This window comes from Streptomyces changchenzhani, from assembly GCF_039766235.1.
GTDB lineage: Bacteria > Actinomycetota > Actinomycetes > Streptomycetales > Streptomycetaceae > Streptomyces.
Genome location: NZ_JBDHNH010000007.1, coordinates 132,518 through 150,020, shown reverse-complemented (window position 1 = coordinate 150,020; position 17,503 = coordinate 132,518). Strand labels below are relative to the sequence as shown.

13 protein-coding genes are annotated in these 17,503 nt (G+C 69.0%); 7 read left to right on the top strand and 6 right to left on the bottom strand.

Translation table 11 applies throughout. From position 1 onward, the window contains the following. Nucleotides 1–180 precede the first annotated feature (180 nt). A protein-coding gene (locus ABCR94_RS22535; RefSeq protein WP_521976869.1) for an IS5 family transposase occupies nt 181–1,103 on the top strand; the annotation gives its coding sequence in 2 pieces (ribosomal slippage) (nt 181–567 and nt 570–1,103; 921 coding nt in all). Here the strand turns inward: ABCR94_RS22535 and dnaE are convergent. After that, on the bottom strand, nt 1,100–4,636 hold the full coding sequence (gene dnaE / locus ABCR94_RS22530; RefSeq protein ID WP_347121605.1) for a DNA polymerase III subunit alpha: 3,537 nt from the start codon (nt 4,634–4,636) through the stop codon (nt 1,100–1,102). The genes ABCR94_RS22535 and dnaE overlap by 4 nt on opposite strands. 180 nt (nt 4,637–4,816) lie before the next feature. Here dnaE and ABCR94_RS22525 point away from each other — a divergent pair, with 180 nt between their 5' ends. The 5 genes from ABCR94_RS22525 to ABCR94_RS22505 all read left to right on the top strand — a co-directional run bounded on the left by ABCR94_RS22525 (nt 4,817) and on the right by ABCR94_RS22505 (nt 11,090). Then, the gene (locus ABCR94_RS22525) at nt 4,817–6,151 is read left to right on the top strand and encodes a DUF2252 domain-containing protein (RefSeq protein WP_347121604.1); all 1,335 of its coding nucleotides are present in this window, start codon (nt 4,817–4,819) and stop codon (nt 6,149–6,151) included. Between the two features lie 37 nt (nt 6,152–6,188). Then, on the top strand, nt 6,189–6,878 hold the full coding sequence (locus tag ABCR94_RS22520) for a hypothetical protein (RefSeq protein ID WP_347121602.1): 690 nt from the start codon (nt 6,189–6,191) through the stop codon (nt 6,876–6,878). Between the two features lie 57 nt (nt 6,879–6,935). Next, nucleotides 6,936–7,751: a DsbA family protein gene (locus ABCR94_RS22515; RefSeq protein ID WP_347121600.1), complete on the top strand. Its 816-nt coding sequence runs from the start codon at nt 6,936–6,938 to the stop codon at nt 7,749–7,751. Between the two features lie 133 nt (nt 7,752–7,884). Continuing rightward, nucleotides 7,885–9,540, top strand: a complete 1,656-nt coding sequence (locus ABCR94_RS22510) for an alkaline phosphatase D family protein (protein WP_347121599.1) — start codon at nt 7,885–7,887, stop codon at nt 9,538–9,540. Nucleotides 9,541–9,545: 5 nt separating this feature from the next. Further along, nucleotides 9,546–11,090, top strand: a complete 1,545-nt coding sequence (locus tag ABCR94_RS22505) for a serine/threonine-protein kinase (RefSeq protein ID WP_347121597.1) — start codon at nt 9,546–9,548, stop codon at nt 11,088–11,090. Nucleotides 11,091–11,197: 107 nt separating this feature from the next. On the opposite strand, the gene ABCR94_RS22500 is transcribed toward ABCR94_RS22505, so the two are convergent. After that, complete coding sequence (locus ABCR94_RS22500) at nt 11,198–11,767, bottom strand: dienelactone hydrolase family protein (RefSeq protein ID WP_347121596.1); 570 nt, start codon at nt 11,765–11,767, stop codon at nt 11,198–11,200. Nucleotides 11,768–11,808: 41 nt separating this feature from the next. On the opposite strand from ABCR94_RS22500, the gene ABCR94_RS22495 reads away from it, so the two are divergent. Then, nucleotides 11,809–12,924, top strand: a complete 1,116-nt coding sequence (locus ABCR94_RS22495) for a mechanosensitive ion channel family protein (protein ID WP_347121595.1) — start codon at nt 11,809–11,811, stop codon at nt 12,922–12,924. Between the two features lie 113 nt (nt 12,925–13,037). Here the strand turns inward: ABCR94_RS22495 and ABCR94_RS22490 are convergent, their stop codons facing one another. The 4 genes from ABCR94_RS22490 to ABCR94_RS22475 all read right to left on the bottom strand — a co-directional run bounded on the left by ABCR94_RS22490 (nt 13,038) and on the right by ABCR94_RS22475 (nt 17,487). Beyond that, nucleotides 13,038–14,624: a Na+/H+ antiporter gene (locus ABCR94_RS22490; RefSeq protein WP_347121593.1), complete on the bottom strand. Its 1,587-nt coding sequence runs from the start codon at nt 14,622–14,624 to the stop codon at nt 13,038–13,040. A 155-nt stretch (nt 14,625–14,779) separates the two neighbouring features. Continuing rightward, nucleotides 14,780–15,802, bottom strand: coding sequence for a glycoside hydrolase family 5 protein (locus ABCR94_RS22485; protein WP_521977547.1), 1,023 nt, complete (start codon nt 15,800–15,802; stop codon nt 14,780–14,782). 276 nt (nt 15,803–16,078) lie between these two features. Further along, nucleotides 16,079–16,549, bottom strand: a complete 471-nt coding sequence (locus ABCR94_RS22480) for a GNAT family N-acetyltransferase (protein WP_347121592.1) — start codon at nt 16,547–16,549, stop codon at nt 16,079–16,081. Next, on the bottom strand, nt 16,546–17,487 hold the full coding sequence (locus ABCR94_RS22475) for an RluA family pseudouridine synthase (RefSeq protein ID WP_347121591.1): 942 nt from the start codon (nt 17,485–17,487) through the stop codon (nt 16,546–16,548). Before ABCR94_RS22475 ends, ABCR94_RS22480 begins: the two co-directional genes overlap by 4 nt. Nucleotides 17,488–17,503: the final 16 nt, after the last annotated feature.

Here is a 17,503-nt window from a genome sequence, read left to right as displayed (position 1 = left end):
CGAGCGTGACAGCGCGCCGTGGAGCGTCATGACGCCCCACGGCGACCGCGCATGCCGAAGGGGCGCACCCGTGACGACGGGTGCGCCCCTTCGGCGCGCGTACGGCGGCTGCGGCTAGGCAGTGTCTGATGGCTCTTGTCCGGGCGGTGGATCTATCGCTGTTCAGGGCAGGAGTCGGTCATGGTGCGTCGGCATGAACTGACAAATGCTCAGTGGGAGCGGATAGCTCCGCTGCTGCCGGAAATCGGCGGGCCGGGTGGACGGTGGGCCGATCACCGCACCGTGGTCAACGGTGTGTTCTACCGGACACGGACCGGGATTCCCTGGCGTGACCTGCCTGAACGCTACGGAACCTGGCAGACCGCCTACGAGCGACACCGCCGTTGGTCGGCCGACGGCACCTGGTCAAAGATCCTGCGTGCCTTACAGGCCGGCGCGGATGCCACCGCTTTGGATACAGACGGCGAGTGGGCGGTGAACGTCGACTCAACGACATGCCGGGCCCACCAGCACGCGGCTGGAGCCCGGCATACTCCTCCGACCGACCATCCTGAAAAAGGGGCGGCATTCGTGTGGACGAAGATGGGCGTGAGGCCCTGGGACGCTCCCGGGGCGGACTGACCAGCAAGATCCACCTGCTGGCCGACGACCGCTGCCGGCCTCTGGTCTGGCTGACCTCGCCCGGTCAGCGCGGGGACAGCCCGATGTTCATCCCGCTCATGCACGCCCTGAACGTGCCCCGCACCGGGACCGGGCGTCCCCGCACCCGACCGGACCGGGCCCGCGGCGACAAGGCGTACTCCAGCCGCGCCAACCGCGTCTACCTGCGCAGACGCGGGATCAAAGCAACGATCTCGCAGCCCGACGACCAGCGCGCGAACCGCCACCGACGCGGCCGGGCCGGCGGACGTCCACCAGCCTTCGACCGCGACCAGTACCGCCGACGCAACACCGTCGAACGCACCATCGGCAAACTGAAACAACACCGGGCCGTCGCCACTCGGTACGACAAACGCGACTACATCTTCAACGGCACCCTGGCCACCGCAGCCATCGTCATCTGGCTCCGCGACCTCATCAAAGAGCCATCAGACACTGCCTAGCCGGCCAGGCAGGACGGGCCGAGCAGCACCTTCAGATCGCCGAAGAGCGCGGGGTCCGGCTGCACGCGGTGCCGGTCGAGCCGCAGCACCGTCGTCTTGCGTGCCCCCTGGAGCTTGATCCGGACCTCGGTGTTGCCCCGGTGGTGCTTGAGGATCTCGTCGAGCTTGGTGATCATCGGCGGCGTGACCTTCACCGTCGGGATGGTGAGGACCACCGGCGCGTTCGTCCCCGCCGACGACACGTCGGGGACCATCAGCTCCATCGCGACGAGCCGCGGGATGTCCTCGCGCTTGTCGAGGCGTCCCTTGACGAATACGACGGTGTCCTCGACGAGCTGGGTCGAGACCAGCTGGTACGTCGCGGGGAAGAACATGCACTCGATGGAGCCGGCCAGGTCCTCGACCGTGGCGATCGCCCAGGCATTGCCCTGCTTGGTCATCTTGCGCTGAAGGCCGGAGATGATGCCGCCGATGGTCACGATCGCGCCGTCGGAGTGCTCACCGCCGGTGAGCTGCGAGATCGCCGCGTCGGCCTTGTCGGACAGGACGTGCTCGATACCGAAGAGCGGGTGGTCGGAGACGTACAGACCGAGCATTTCCCGCTCCTGCGCCAGCAGGTAGGACTTGTCCCACTCGATGTCGGAGAACTCGATGTCGAGCCCGAAGCCGGGCGCGTCACCGTCCTCGTCGCCCCCGCCGAACAGGTCGAACTGCCCCTCGGCCTCCTTGCGCTTGACCTGCACCACGTTGTCGATCATCGGCTCGTGGTGTGCGACCAGACCCTTGCGGGTGTGGCCCATCTCGTCGAAGGCACCGGCCTTGATGAGGGATTCCACGGTCCGCTTGTTGCACACGACCGCCTCGACCTTGTCGAGGAAGTCCGGGAAGGAGGCGTACTTACCCTTCGCCTTGCGGCAGCGGATGATCGAGTCCACCACGTTCTGTCCGACGTTGCGGATGGCGGTCAGGCCGAAGAGGATCACGTCGTCGCCCTGGGCGGCGAAGTTCGACTGGGACTCGTTCACATTGGGCGGCAGCACCTTGATGCCCATGCGGCGGCACTCATTGAGATAGACCGCCGACTTGTCCTTGTCGTCCTTGACCGAGGTGAGCAGCGCCGCCATGTACTCGGCGGGGTAGTTCGCCTTGAGGTACGCCGTCCAGTAGGTGACCAGTCCGTACGCCGAGGAGTGCGCCTTGTTGAACGCGTATCCGGCGAACGGGACCAGCACGTCCCACAGGGCCTGGATCGCCGAGTCCGAGTAGTTGTTGTTCTTGGCGCCCGCCTGGAAGAGCACGAAGTTCTTGGCGAGCTCGTCGGGCTTCTTCTTGCCCATCACGCGGCGCAGGATGTCGGCCTCGCCCAGCGAGTACCCGGCGACGATCTGGGCGGCCTTCTGCACCTGCTCCTGATACACAATCAGGCCGTACGTCATGCCGAGGACCTCGCTGAGCGGCTCCTCAAGCTCGGGGTGGATCGGCGTGATCTCCTGCTGCTTGTTCTTGCGCAGGGCGTAGTTCGTGTGCGAGTTCATGCCCATCGGGCCCGGCCGGTACAGGGCGCCGACGGCGGAGATGTCCTCGAAGTGGTCGGGCTTCATCAGCCGCAGCAGCGACCGCATCGGCCCGCCGTCGAACTGGAAGACGCCGAGCGTGTCACCGCGGCAGAGCAGCTCGTACGTCTTGGGGTCGTCCAGCGCCAGGCTGAGCATCTCCAGGTCGATGTCCTTGTTGGCCTTCACCATCTTGACGGCGTCGTCCATGATCGTGAGGTTGCGCAGGCCGAGGAAGTCCATCTTCAGCAGGCCGAGCGACTCGCACTGCGGGTAGTCCCACTGCGTGATGGTGACGCCGTCGGAGTGCCGCACCCACACCGGGACGTGGTCGGTGATCGTCTCGCTGGACATGATCACGCCGGCCGCGTGCACACCCATCTGCCGGACCAGGCCCTCCACACCCTTCGCGGTGTCGATGACCTTCCGTACGTCCGGCTCGTTCTCGTACATCGCCCGGATCTCGCCCGCCTCGCTGTAGCGCGGGTGCTTCGGGTCGGTGATGCCGTTGAGGTCGATGCCCTTGCCCAGCACATCGGCGGGCATCGCCTTGGTGAGCCGGTCGCCCATCGCGTACGGGTAGCCGAGGACGCGGGCGGAGTCCTTGATCGCGTTCTTCGCCTTGATCTTGCCGTACGTGCCGATCATGGCGACCTTGTCGGCCCCGTACTTCTCGGTGACGTACCTGATCACCTCGCCGCGCCTGCGCTCGTCGAAGTCGATGTCGACATCGGGCATGGAGACGCGCTCGGGGTTGAGGAACCGCTCGAAGATCAGACCGTGCTCGATCGGGTCGAGGTCGGTGATGCCCATCGCGTACGAAACGATCGAACCGGCCGCCGAGCCGCGCCCGGGGCCCACCGCGATGCCGTTCTTCTTCGCCCACATGATGAAGTCGGCGACCACCAGGAAGTACCCGGGGAAGCCCATGTCGATGATGATGCCCATCTCGTACTCGACCTGCTTGAGCCGGTCGTCCGGGATGGTGCCGGGGAAGCGCCTGGCCATGCCGCGCATGGTTTCCTCGCGGAACCAGCTGACCTCGGTGTACCCGTCGGGGATGTCGAACTTCGGCATCAGGTTCCGCTCCTGGAACCAGCCGTCGGTGTCGATCTGCTCCGCGACGAGCAGCGTGTTGGCGCAGCCCTGCTGCCAGGCGTCGGAGGAGTCCACGGCGTACATCTCGTCGGTGGACTTCAGGTAGTAGCCGGTGCCGTCGAAGCGGAAGCGATCCGGGTCGGAGAGGTTCTTGCCGGTCTGGATACAGAGCAGTGCATCGTGCGCGGTCGCCTCCTTCGCATAGGTGTAATGCGAGTCGTTGGTGACCAGCGGCGGGATGTTCAGCTTCTTGCCGACTGCGAGAAGCCCATCGCGGACGCGGCGCTCGATCTCAATGCCGTGGTCCATCAGCTCCAGGAAGTACTTGCCCTCGCCGAAGATGTCCTTGTAGTCCGAGGCCGCCTGCACCGCCTCGTCGAACTGCCCGAGCCGCAGCCGGGTCTGCACCTCACCCGACGGACAGCCCGTCGAAGCGATCAGACCCTCCGACCACTTGACGATCGTCTCCTTGTCCATCCGGGGCCACTTCGTCAGCCAGCCCTCGGCGTAGGCGTCCGACGACAGCCGGAAGAGGTTGTGCAGGCCGGTGCGGTTCGACGCCCAGATCGTCTTGTGCGTATAGCCGCCCGAACCCGACACGTCGTCGCGCTTCTGGTGCGGCTGGCCCCACTGGATCTTGCGCTTGTTGCGCCGCGACTCGGGCGCCACATACGCCTCGATGCCGATGATCGGCGTCACATTGGCCTTCTTGGCCTGATGGAAGAAGTCGTACGCCCCGTGCAGATTGCCGTGGTCGGTCATCGCGATGTGCGACATGCCCATCTCGTTGCAGGCGTCGAACATGTCCTTGAGCCGCGCGGCACCGTCCAGCAGCGAGTACTGGGTGTGGACGTGAAGGTGCGTAAAAGGCGGCTTGGTCACGGCGAAGGCCTCCGGCGAAACGGTCGATGACAGGTTGGGGCGACAGCGACGAAGTCTACGTCGGCCGACTGACAACCCAGAGGCAATCAGCCGGGCACTCACGAGTACGGTCGAGCGTTGGACGAAGCGAAACACCAGTCCCACTTGCCATGTACGTCATGCACCAGGAGGCACCCGGCGATGTCGGTCAAGCAGACAGACGCTGCTCAGCGCGGCGAAGAGATCCTCGCCGTTTTCGACACCGCGTTCGGCCGGCTCCTCGCCGCCGACCCGGCCGCGTTCCGGGTCAAGTTCCGCAAGATGGCCGCCTCCGCCTTCGCCTTCTACCGCGGCACGGCCTGCCTGTTCTACAACGACCTGGAGCGCGAGCAGCACGGCGGCCCGTACCTGGACGAGCGCACCGGCCGGGTGTGGATCCACGGTGACCTGCACGCGGAGAACTTCGGCACGTACATGGACGCCCAGGGCCGCCTGATCTTCAACGTCAACGACTTCGACGAGGCGTACGTCGGCCCCTTCACCTGGGACCTCAAGCGCTTCGCCGCCTCCATCGCGCTCATCGGCTACACCAAGGCGCTCAGCGACGGGCAGATCACCGATCTGGTGCGGACGTACGCCGCCGCCTACCGCGAGCGCATCCACGCCCAGGCCACCGGCGCCAAGAACGACGCGGTGCCGCCCTTCACCCTGGACACGGCCGACGGGCCGCTGCTGGCCGCGCTGCGCTCGGCGCGCTCGCTGACCCGCTTCGGGCTGCTCGACTCGATGACCGAGATCCGCGACTTCGAGCGGCGCTTCGCGCCGGACGGCAGCTCCATCGACCTCGACGCCGCCACCCGTTACAAGGTCCTGGCCGCCTTCGACGGCTACCTGGAGACGCTGCCCGAGTCCAGCCTGACCCGGCCCGACTCGTACCGGGTGAAGGACGTCGTCGGGCGGCGCGGCATCGGCATCGGCTCGGCCGGCCTGCCCTCGTACAACATCCTTCTTGAGGGCAACAGTGACGCCCTGGAGAACGACGTGGTGATCTACATGAAGCAGGCGCAGACCCCGGCGGTCTCCCGGCACATCACCGACCCCGCCGTCCGCGGGTACTTCCAGCACGAGGGCCACCGCACGGTGATCTCGCAGCGCGCGCTCCAGGCGCACGCCGACCCGTGGCTGGGCTGGACCGAGCTGGACGGGGCCGGGCAGCTGGTCGCGGAGGTCTCGCCGTACGCCGTCGACCTGAACTGGTCGGACATCGACGACCTGGACGAGATCACGGCCGTCGTCGCCGACCTCGGCCGGGCCACCGCGACGATGCACGCGGCGGCGGACGACGAGAGCGGCCACTCGCTGGTGCCGTTCTCCACGGAGCGGGCGATCGACGCGGCCATCGCCGGCGACGAGGAGCACTTCGGGGACCAGCTGGTGGACTTCGCGCACTCCTACGGCGCGCGGGCCCGCGCGGACCACCAGACCTTCGTCGACCTCTTCCGCAACGGACGCATCCCGGGTCTGCAGGACCTTTAGGAGGGGCTTACCCGCACCCGTGGCAAACTGAGGCCCGATGGACATATCCGGGGCCCGGCTGAGGACACTGCGCGCAGCGCTATTCACGGCGGTTGTCGTGACGCTGTCCGCGGGGTCCCACGTGCTCCTTTCCGGGGTCCGACTGCCGGTGACCACGGTTGCCCTGGTCGGCGCCGGAGTGTTCGCCGTGGCGTACGCGCTGGCGGGCCGCGAGCGCGGCTTCGGACGGATCGCCGCCCTGCTCGTCCCGCTGGAGCTGGCCGCAGACACCGTCTTCACCACTGGGCAGCATGTCTGTTACGGCCCGGCCGGCGGCCCCGTGGCGGGCCCGCTGCGCGCCTTCGGCGTCGACGTGCTGTGCGGCGGCAGCGGAGTCGGGGCGCCCCTGGTGCGGGTCGCCGGCTCCCAGGCGGGCGTGGCGGCGCTGCTCAGCTCCCCCGATCCCGCGCTGCCCTGGCTGCTGCTCGCCGCGCATGTGACGGTCGGCCTTTTCGCCGCGCTCTGGCTGCGGCGCGGCGAGGCCGCACTGGCCGGGCTGCTGCGCGCGGCGGCCGGCTTCGCCTTCCGGCCGCTGTTGATCGCGGTGGCCATGACGGGCTCGGTCCACCGGACCGTGCGGCGCCCGGCACGCCCCGCGCGCCGCGCACGGCGTTCCGCGCGCGACCGGCTGTTCGTGCACTGGGTCGGACGCAGGGGACCGCCGCGCTCGGCCTTCACCCTCGCCTGAACCCGCAGTCCCCAGATCTGTCACACCTCAGATCTGTCATACCCCACGGAGACCGTCATGAGTGCACGCAACAGCCATTCCAACAAGGCAGCGGCCCGCGACCGGCTGCGCATCGAGCGCGAGCGCCAGGCCAAGAAGGACAAGACCCGCAGGCAGTTGGTGGTCGCGGGCACCATCGTCGCCGTCCTGGCGATCGCCGGCGGCGTCGGCTTCGGCATCATGCAGGCGAACAAGCCCGGCGTCTGGGAAGCCGCCAAGGACAAGAAGCAGGTCACCCAGCCCGCCAACACCACGGGCACGAACGGCACGAGCGTCGTCATCGGCAAGAAGGACGCCAAGAAGACGCTGGAGGTGTACGAGGACGCGCGCTGCCCGATCTGCGCGACCTTCGAGCAGTCCGTCGGCAAGACGATCGAGAAGGACGTCGCGGCCGGCAAGTACAAGATCCGTTACGTCGGTGCCACGTTCATCGACAACAGCGACAGCGGCGAGGGCTCGAAGAACGCGCTGAGCGCGCTGGGCGCGGCACTCGATGTCAGCCCCGAGGCCTTCCTGGAATACAAGGCGGCTCTCTACTCCAAGGACAACCACCCCGCCGAGCAGGACGACAAGTTCGCCAAGGACGACAACCTGCTCAAGATCGCCGAGAGTGTGGGCGCCCTCAAGAACAACACGAAGTTCCAGAAGAACGTGCAGGACGGCACCTTCGACGCCTGGGCGATGAAGATGTCGGCCGCCTTCAGCAACAGCGGCGTGGAGGGCACTCCGACGCTCAAGATGGACGGCAAGAAGCTCACCGCCGAGGGCAGCGACAACGCCCCCATGGCGCCTGAAGCGTTCACCGCCGCGGTCGACAAGGCCATCAAGGGGTAACAAGGGGCCTCGGCGGGGCGGCACTTCACGGAGGTCCCACGCGGAGTCGCACGGAACATTTCACGAAAGGGCAGGCGAACGTTCAAGCGATTCGCCTGCCCTTCGGGCCTACCGATCAGTAATGTGATCGTCCGTGACCAGTCGACTCTTCTCTGCCCCCAGCCGCCGCACGGTCGTCAAAGCCGCTGCCGCCACCGCTGTTGCCGTGCCCACGCTCGCCATACCCGCCCTGGCCGGCCCGAGTGCCGCCGCCGGGACGCGGGCCTCCGCGTTCCTCCATGGGGTCGCCTCCGGTGACCCGCTGCCCGACGGCGTACTGCTGTGGACCCGGGTCACCCCCACCCCCGACGCCGTTCCCGGCTCCGGCAAGGGGCCGGATGTGGCGGTGAGTTGGGAGATCGCGCTGGACAAGGACTTCTCCCAGGTCGTCAACAGCGGCACTACGAAAGCGAGTGCCGCCACCGACCACACCGTCAAGGTGGACGTACGAGGCCTGCGCCCGGCCACCGCCCACTACTTCCGCTTCTCGGCCGGCGGCGTCAGATCCCCCGCCGCCCGCACCCGTACCGCTCCGGCAGCCGATGCCGCCACACCCGGGGTGCGCTTCGGAGTCGTCTCCTGCGCCAACTGGGAGTCGGGCCACTTCTCCGCGTACCGGCACCTCGCCGCCCGCGCCGACCTCGACGCGGTCCTCCATCTCGGCGACTACCTCTACGAGTACGCGAGCGGCGGCTACCCGGCGCCCGAGTACGTCGTACGGGAGCACGAGCCGAAGCACGAGATCGTCACCCTCGCCGACTACCGCACCCGGCACGGCAAGTACAGGACCGACCCCGATCTGCGGGCCCTGCACGCCGCGCACCCCGTCATCGCGATCTGGGACGACCACGAGTTCGCCAACGACGCCTGGCCGGGCGGCGCGGAGAACCACACGCCGGGCGCCGAGGGCGACTGGGCCGCGCGGGTGGCCGCCGCCAAGCAGGCGTACTTCGAGTGGATGCCGGTCCGCGCCTCCACAGAGGGCACCGTCTACCGCCGGCTGCGCTTCGGCAAACTCGCCGATCTGCACCTCCTGGACCTGCGCTCCTTCCGTTCCGAGCAGGCGAAGGTCGGCAGCGGCTCGGTGGACGACCCGGAGCGTACGATCACGGGCCGCGCGCAGCTGGACTGGCTCAAGTCGGGACTCGCCTCGTCCGACGCCACCTGGAAGCTGGTCGGTACGTCGGTGATGATCTCGCCGGTGGCCTTCGGCTCCGTACCGGCCCATCTCCTGGCGCCACTGGCCGAGTTGCTCGGGCTGCCCAAGGGGGGCCTCGCCGTCAACACCGATCAGTGGGACGGCTACACCGACGACCGCAAGGAGCTGATCGGCCACCTCAAGGACCGGGCGATCAGGAACACCGTCTTCCTCACCGGCGACATCCACATGGCATGGGCCAACGACGTACCGGTCAAGGCGGCGACGTATCCGCTGTCGCAGTCCGCCGCGACCGAGTTCGTGGTGACGTCGGTGACCTCGGACAACCTCGACGACATCCTGCATGTCGCGCCGCAGACCGTCTCCCTGGTCGCCGCCGCGGCGATCAAGACGGCCAATCGGCATGTGAAGTGGCTCGACATGGACTCGCACGGCTATGGCGTCCTCGATGTCACCGGCGAGCGCTCACAGATGGACTACTTCGTCCTCTCCGACAAGACCAAGCAGGACGCGACCTCGCGCTGGGCCCGCTCGTACCGCACTCTTTCGGGCACTCAGCGGGTCGAGCGGGTGTACCAGCCCGTACTCTGACGGGCATGAACGGGGGCGGGGAACACCAGGTTCACAGAGTCGTCGACGGTCGCTTCGAGCTGCTTGAGCAGCTCGGCAGCGGCGGCATGGGCACGGTGTGGCGCGCCCGCGACCTCGCCCTGCACCGCGAGGTGGCCCTGAAGGAAGTAAGGCCCCCCGACCCCGCGTTGCTCGCCGGTGACCCGGCAGCCTCGCGTGTCCTGCGCGAGCGTGTGATGCGCGAGGCTCGGGCGCTGGCCAGGCTCAATCACCCGCACGTGGTGACGATCCATCACATCGTGGACGCGGGGGCGGACGGGCCGCATCCGTGGCTGGTGATGGAGCTGCTGCCCGGCCGCACGCTCCAGGACCGCCTGGAGCAGGGCCCGTTGGCGCCGCAGGAAGCGGCGCGCATGGGCAGGGAGATCCTCTCGGCCCTGCGCGCCGCGCACGCCGCGGGGATCCACCACCGGGACGTGAAGCCCGCGAACGTCCTGCTGCGCGCGGACGGCAGCGCTGTCCTCACGGACTTCGGGATCGCGGCGCTGGCCGGCTCGACCGCCCTGACCTCCACCGGCGATGTGATCGGCTCTCCCGAGTACATGGCGCCCGAGCGCGTCCGGGGCGCCGAGGACATCGCCGCGTCCGACTTCTGGTCGCTCGGTATGACGCTCTACGTGTGCGTGGAGGGCGTCAGCCCGATGCGCCGGGGCACCACCCTGGCGACACTGGCCGCGGTACTGGACGACCCGGTTCCGCCACCCAGGCAGGCGGGCCCGCTCGGTCCCGTACTGGCCGAGTTGCTGGTACGGGACACCGCTGCCCGGCCCTCCGCGGAGCGGCTCGACGCACTGCTGGCCGATGCGGCCTCGGGGCGGCTGCCCGCTCCGCCGCCGCTGCCCGTGCCGCCCTCGCCGACCCGGACCGACACCCCGCCGCACCATCTGCCGACCGTCTCCTCACAGGCCCCACCGCCCGCCCGGCCCGGCGGGCCCGGGATCCGGGTGCCACTGATCGGCGTGGCTGCGGTCGTGGCGCTGGGCCTGGGGGGCCTCGGCGTGTACGCGCTGACGAGGCCGGGCGACGGAACGGATGTCGCCGGGACCGGGGGCGGGACCCGCTCGACGGCGACGGTCACCGCGACGGCGGATCCGAAGCCACCACCGACGCCGACACCGACGCCGACATCTGCCGCGCCGACACCGACGGCCGCCTCGACCCGGGCCACCCCGCCTCCGCCCACGGACGGTTGGATCGCTCAGCTGGCCTCCGTACCGCTGTCCGCGGGCCGGTCCGAATTGGAGGAGCGGCGCACGGCGGTTCGAGCACAGGTGCCCGGCGCCCAAGTGCTGACCAGCGACGACTACCGGTCCCTCAGCCCCGGCTACTGGGTGATCTACGCCCCTGGACCGTTCGCCGACGGCCGCGACGCGCTGTCGTTCTGCGCGGCGCACGACCGTACGTCGGCCAATGACTGCATCGGCCGCTGGCTCAGCGACGCCCCTGTGGACCAGGTGTTCCAGTGCCGCCCCCCGGCGACAAACCCGACGGGCCGCTGCACGCGCCCGTAGCGGCGCCGCACCTTTCAGCCCGTCCGGCGATTGAGGACACGCCCGAAGGGCGTCCCGGGGGTCCGGGGGCTGCCCCCGCCACGCCCCCCCACCCGCGCGCACCCGCCCTACAGCGTCGCCAGGAACCCCAGCGCCACCTTCCACGTCAGGCCGGCCGCCTCCGCGTCGAAGTCCGGAAGGTCCGAGTCCGTGAAGAGGTGCCCGGCCCCGGGATACCGATAGACCTCCACATCCGTACCGATCCGCCGCATCTGCAAGTACCACGCGTTCAGCCAGTCGTCCGGCTCGAACGGATCCGGGTCCGCGACGTGCAGCTGCACCGGCAGGTCGGGCGCCGAGGCGTCCTCCGCGATGTCCGAGGTCCCGTGCAGAAGCAGCAGACCACGCGCCTTCTCGTCACCCAGTGCCAGCGTCTGCGCGACGGACCCGCCGAAGGAGAATCCGGCGTACACCAGCCCGCTCTCGGAGTGCGGCGCGGCGGCCAGCACCGCCCGCTTGAGCAGCTCGTCACGGCCGAAACTGTCCTTGAGCGCCATTCCTTCCTCAGTGGTCCCGGCAGTTTGCCCGTCGAAAAGGTCGGGCACGTGCACCTGGTGCCCGGCGGCACGCAGCCGCTCGGCGGCGGCGTGCACCGCCGGACGCAGGCCGTAGACGGAGTGGAAGAGAATGATGTCCATCCCGCTATCCTCCCATTTCGATTCGGAGCTAGTTTCAAGCCATGGAGAACGTACTGCGCCCGTTGATCGTCATCGGCGGCTCGGTCGTGCTCACGCTGCTCGTCGGCTGGGCCGCCGACGTCGCGCTGCGTCGAACCGATGCCCGCCACCACGAGACCCCGCTCTGGGGCCTGCTGCGCCGCTGCCGGCTGCCGCTCCAGGTCGTCCTGCTGACCGCCCTGCTGAGAGGGGCCTACGGCCAGACGAAGGTCAAGCTCATCCAGGACCACGAGGCCGGCATCGGCCGGGCCCTGTCCCTGGTCCTGATCGCCGCCAGCGCCTGGCTGGTCATCCGGATCGTCTCGGCCGTCGTGGAGACGACGTACGCCCGCTACGCGTCCTCGACGCGCGACCCCGCCCGGGTACGGCGCGTCCGCACCCAGGTGACGCTGATCATGCGGATCGTGACGGCCGTCGTCGTGGTGGTGGCGGTCGCCGCGATCCTGCTGACCTTCCCCAACATGCGCGCGATCGGTACGTCGATGCTGGCCTCCGCCGGAATCATCGGCATCGTCGCCGGTGTCGCCGCCCAGTCCACCCTCGGCAACCTCTTCGCGGGCTTCCAGATCGCCTTCGGCGACATGGTGCGGCTGGGCGACACGGTGGTCGTGGACGGCGAGTGGGGTGTCGTCGAAGAGGTCACACTCACCTTCCTGGCCGTACGGACCTGGGACGAACGCCGGATCACCATGCCGGTGTCGTACTTCACAAGCAAGCCGTTCGAGAACTGGTCGCGCGGCGGGGCCCAGATGACCGGCACGGTCTTCTTCCAGCTGGACCACACCGCCCCGGTCAGCCTGATGCGCGAGAAGCTCCAGGAGATCCTCGGCACCTGCGCGGCCTGGGACGGCCGCGACTGGAGCCTGGCGGTCACCGACACCACGCCGAGCACCATGGAAGTGCGTGCCGTGGTCACCGCGAAGGACGCGGACGACATCTGGACGGCCCGGTGCGCGGTGCGAGAGCAGCTGATCGCCTGGCTGTGCGAGAAGCATCCGTACGCGCTGCCGCGGATCACCACCACCACCGCCGCCGCGCTGCCGCCGGACGACCAGTGGCCGGAGCTGGGCAAGGCCGACGGCCTCCCGCCGCGCGCCGACGAGACCGGCCGGGGCTGACGGCGACGGCGACGCCACCCGGGGTCGGTGCCACCCGGGTAGGTACCGGCCGGGGCTGACGGCGACAAGCGACCGAGAGGCGCGCGCCGAATCCCGGCACCCGTCCGACCCGCTCAGCGCAGGCTGCGCATGTCCAGCTGGTGCAGGACCTTGTCGACAATCTCGGGGTTGGCGCCCGGTTCGCTGCGCGCCGAGAGGACCTCGTGGCGGGCGGCCGACAGCATCTCCCGCTGGATCCGCTGCACCGACTTCACCCGCTCGGCCCGCTGCGCGAACGCCTCCCGGCGTTCCTCGTCGATGATCTCGGGGCTGATCCTGGCGCCGATGTCGTACGCCCCCCGGTGCAGCCGGTCGACGACTTCCTCCGGCAGGTCCTCGACCTCTTCGATCTCCTTGAGCCTGCGCTTGGCGGCCTTCGCCGCCCGCACCGCGAGTTTGTGCTCGACCAGTCGCTCCAGGTCCGTGTCGGCGCGCACGCCCAGCTTCCTGACCAGCCAGGGCAGCGTCAGCCCCTGGAAGACGAGCGTCGTCATGATGACGGCGAATGCGACGAAGATGATCTCGTCCCGGGCCGGGAACGGCGAGCCGTCGTCCGTCTTGAGCGGGATCGCCAGCGCCAGCGCGACGGAGGCCACGCCCCGCATGCCCGACCACCACATGATGACGGTCTCGCGCCAGCTGACGGGGATCTCCTCGTCGTAGTCGCGCAGCTTGTGCAGCCGCTTGGCGAGCCAGGTCGCCGGCAGCAGCCACAGCAGCCGTACGCCGACGACGACCCCGACGATGGCCGCGCCCCAGCCGAGCATCTCGGACAGGCGCCCGTCGGCCGTCCCGAAGACGACATGCAGCTCCAGACCGATCAGGCCGAAGGCGACACCGGTGACGAGGGTGTCGACGATCTGCCAGAAGGTCTGCCCGGCGAGCCGGCCGAGCACATCGTCGGCGTCGGTGGCGTGCTCGGCGAGGAAGAGCGCGATCACCAGGACGGCGAGCACACCGGACCCCATGAACTCCTCGGCCAGCACATAGCTGACGAAGGGCGCGAGCAGCGTCAGGCCGATCTGCAGGGTCGCGTCACCCAGGAGGCCCATCAGCTTGACGGTGAGCCAGCCGAGCCCAATACCCACCGCCACGGCGACCACGGCGGACAGGACGAGCTCCCCGACGGCGGCGGGCCAGGAGAAGGTGCCGCTGACCGCCGCGGCGATGGCCACGTGGTAAAGCACGATGGCGGTCACATCGTTGAACAGGCCCTCGCCCTCCAGGATCGACACCAGTCGGCGCGGCAGCCCGAGCGATCCGGCGACGGCGGTCGCGGCGACCGGGTCGGGCGGGGCCACCAGGGCGCCGAGCGCGATGGCCGCGGCGATCGGCAGCCCGGGGAGGATGGAGTTGGCCACGGCGGCGACGGCGGCCGTGGTGACGAAGACCAGCGCCACCGCGAGCAGCAGGATGGGCCGCAGGTTCGCCGTGAACTGCCGCCAGGAGGTGCGCTGCACGGAGGCGTACAGCAGCGGTGGCAGCACCAGCGGCAGGATGTACTCGGGCGGGACCTCGATGTTCGGCACGAACGGCAGCAGCGCCAGTACGATCCCGACGAGCGTCATCAGGATCGGCGCCGGCAACCCGATCCGCTCGCCCAGCGGCACCGTGATCACAGCCCCGAGCAACAACACGAACAGCAGGGCCAATTGATCCACGGTGCGCCCTCCGGCGGTACGAAACCTGGACGATCAAGACCTCCAGACTGCCACGCTCTCCCTCTTTGACGGAGTAGTGGCCCCGCGCCGCACGGGCCGGACAGCCCTGAGCCCTCGCCGTGCGCGGCGAGGGCTCAGGGCCAATCGGCTGCGGATCAGCTGTCGCTGCGGACCCGCTCCCGTATCCAGACGCCCGCTTCCTTGAGCACACCGGTCCCTGTCCAGTTGGTCCCATTACAGGTACCGGTCTTGAAGACCGCGCCCGAACGGTTGTCGTCGGAGTAGTTCCAGTTGGTCCAGGAGATCTTCTTGCTCTTCATCAGGTCGATGTAGCGCTGGGTCTGCGCGAAGTCGTTGGCACCCTCGCCCGCGTAGTCCTGCGTGCCGAACTCGGTGACGAAGATGGGCAGCTTGTCGGAGGCCCGGTTGAGCGCGGCCAGGTACTCCGTCTTGTGCGAGGCGGCGTAGAAGTGGAACGTGTACATGATGTTGGAGGCGTTGACCGGGTTGTTCACCACTTCCTTCTCGTCGGCGCCCTCCGAGACGCCGAACGAGGACCACGCGCGCGTGCCGACCAGGACCACCGCGTCGGGGTCCTGGGCCCTGATGATCGGGATGATCTTCTCCGCGTACGACTTGATCCTGGACCAGCTCGTCGCGGACGGCTCGTTGGCGATCTCGTAGAGCACGCCGGGGTTGTCCTTGTACTTCTTCGCCATCGCGGTGAAGAAGGTCTTGGCCCGCTCGAAGTTGAAGTTGGGGTCGCCCGGGTCGAGCATGTGCCAGTCGATCACGGCATACATACCGCGCTTGTGGGCCCCGTCCACGAACTTCTGGGCGAGGGCGGTGAAGCGCTGCGGGTCGGTCTCGTAGCCGTCCTCCTGGACGTACGTCGAGACGCGCAGGACGTCGGCGCGCCAGTCGCCGGCGAGCGCGTCCAGCGACCCGTCCGTGACGCACTTCGCGTACCACTGAGTGCCGTGTGTGCTCATGCCGCGCAGCTGGATGGCTTGTCCCTGCTGGTTGCACAGCTGCTTGCCGCAGACCTTCAGCTGGCCGTTCTCGGAGACGGGTGTCGCGAGGGGCTTGGCGCCGGCGGGCGTCTGCAGCGCGATCACGACCCCGAGAGCTGAGGCGACGAGCAGTGCTTTGCGCTGCCGCATCGTACGTCGGTGCATGGTGACGCTCCCTTGGGCTGGGGGATTCCGGTCGGGAAGTTCAGTGGCAGATACATCAGGGACATGACAGTCCAGTCCGTGGAATCTGCTTCATGGACGTGAAAGCTAGGGTCGTTTCCAGCCGCCGTCAAGAGTGTTGGGAAACCTTCCTAACTATTACAGGGCTGTGAAGGCGGCAGCACGGGGACGGCACGGTCGCGGCACGGGGCAGGCGCGGGGACAGCAAAACGGGGCCGACAGCCTGAGCTGTGACCCCGTCGGTCCTCTGAGCTGCGCCTACAGGGCGCGCCGCATCGCCCGGTGCGCGATGTCCGCGTCCAGGAACTCCGGCCCGTACGCCGCATAGCCGAGCCGTTCGTAGAAGCCCAGCGCGTGCGTCTGCGCGTGCAGGTCCACGGCGCTCAGACCGCGCTCCTGGGCCGCGTCCTCGACCGCCCGCACCAGCGCCGCCCCGACACCGAGCCCGCGAGCGGCCCGGCTCACGGCCAGCCTGCCGAGCGAGCCGACCGTCGCGTCACCACCGGTCCGGCCGGCCGCCGCGGCGCCGTACAGCAGCCGTCCGGTGCCCAGCGGCAGCCCTTCGTCGGTCACGGCCAGGACGTGCACGGCCAAGGCGTCGTACGCGTCGTACTCGATGTCGGCAGGCACCTCCTGCTCGACGACGAAGACCTCTTTGCGGACCGCGAAGCAGGCCTCGGTGTCCGCGGGGCCATCGGCGACCCGGACGACGTACGAGGGGGAGCTCACTCGCTCTCCGCCCGGATCACGTCCAGCGCGTTCTGGAGGTCGTCGGGGTAGGTGCTCGCGTACTCGACCCACTGGCCGTCCGACGGGTGCTCGAAGCCGAGCCGCACGGCGTGCAGCCACTGCCGCGTCAGGCCGAGGCGCTTGGCGAGCGTCGGGTCCGCGCCGTAGGTGAGGTCACCCACGCACGGGTGGCGATGGGCGGACATGTGCACGCGGATCTGGTGCGTGCGCCCCGTCTCCAGCTTGACGTCCAGCAGGCTCGCGGCCCGGAAGGCCTCGATGAGGTCGTAGTGCGTGATGGAGGGCTTGCCCTCGGCCGTCACGGCCCACTTGCAGTCGTGCTGGGGGTGGCGGCCCACCGGCGCGTCGATGGTCCCGCTCATCGGGTCCGGGTGGCCCTGTACGAGCGTGTGGTAGCGCTTGTCGACCGTACGCTCGCGGAACTGCTGCTTGAGCAGGGTGTAGGCGCGCTCCGACTTGGCGACGACCATGAGGCCGGACGTACCGACGTCGAGGCGGTGCACGATGCCCTGGCGCTCGGCGGCACCGGAGGTGGAGATCCGGTATCCGGCGGCGGCGAGGCCGCCGATCACGGTGGTGCCGGTCCAGCCGGGGCTCGGGTGGGCGGCGACTCCGACCGGCTTGACGATCACGACGATGTCGTCGTCGTCATGGACGATCTCCATGCCCTCGACGGGCTCGGCGATGATCTGCACGGGCGCGGCGGCCGGTGGCAGCTCCACCTCGAGCCAGGCCCCGCCGTGCACCCGTTCCGACTTCCCGACCACCGCCCCGTCGACCTGAACCTTTCCCGCGGCGGCGAGATCGGCCGCCTTGGTACGGGAGAAGCCGAACATGCGGGAAATAGCGGCGTCGACGCGCTCGCCTTCTAGGCCATCGGGAACGTGCAGGGTGCGAACCTCGGGAATCGTACTCACCTGTCGAGTATGCCTT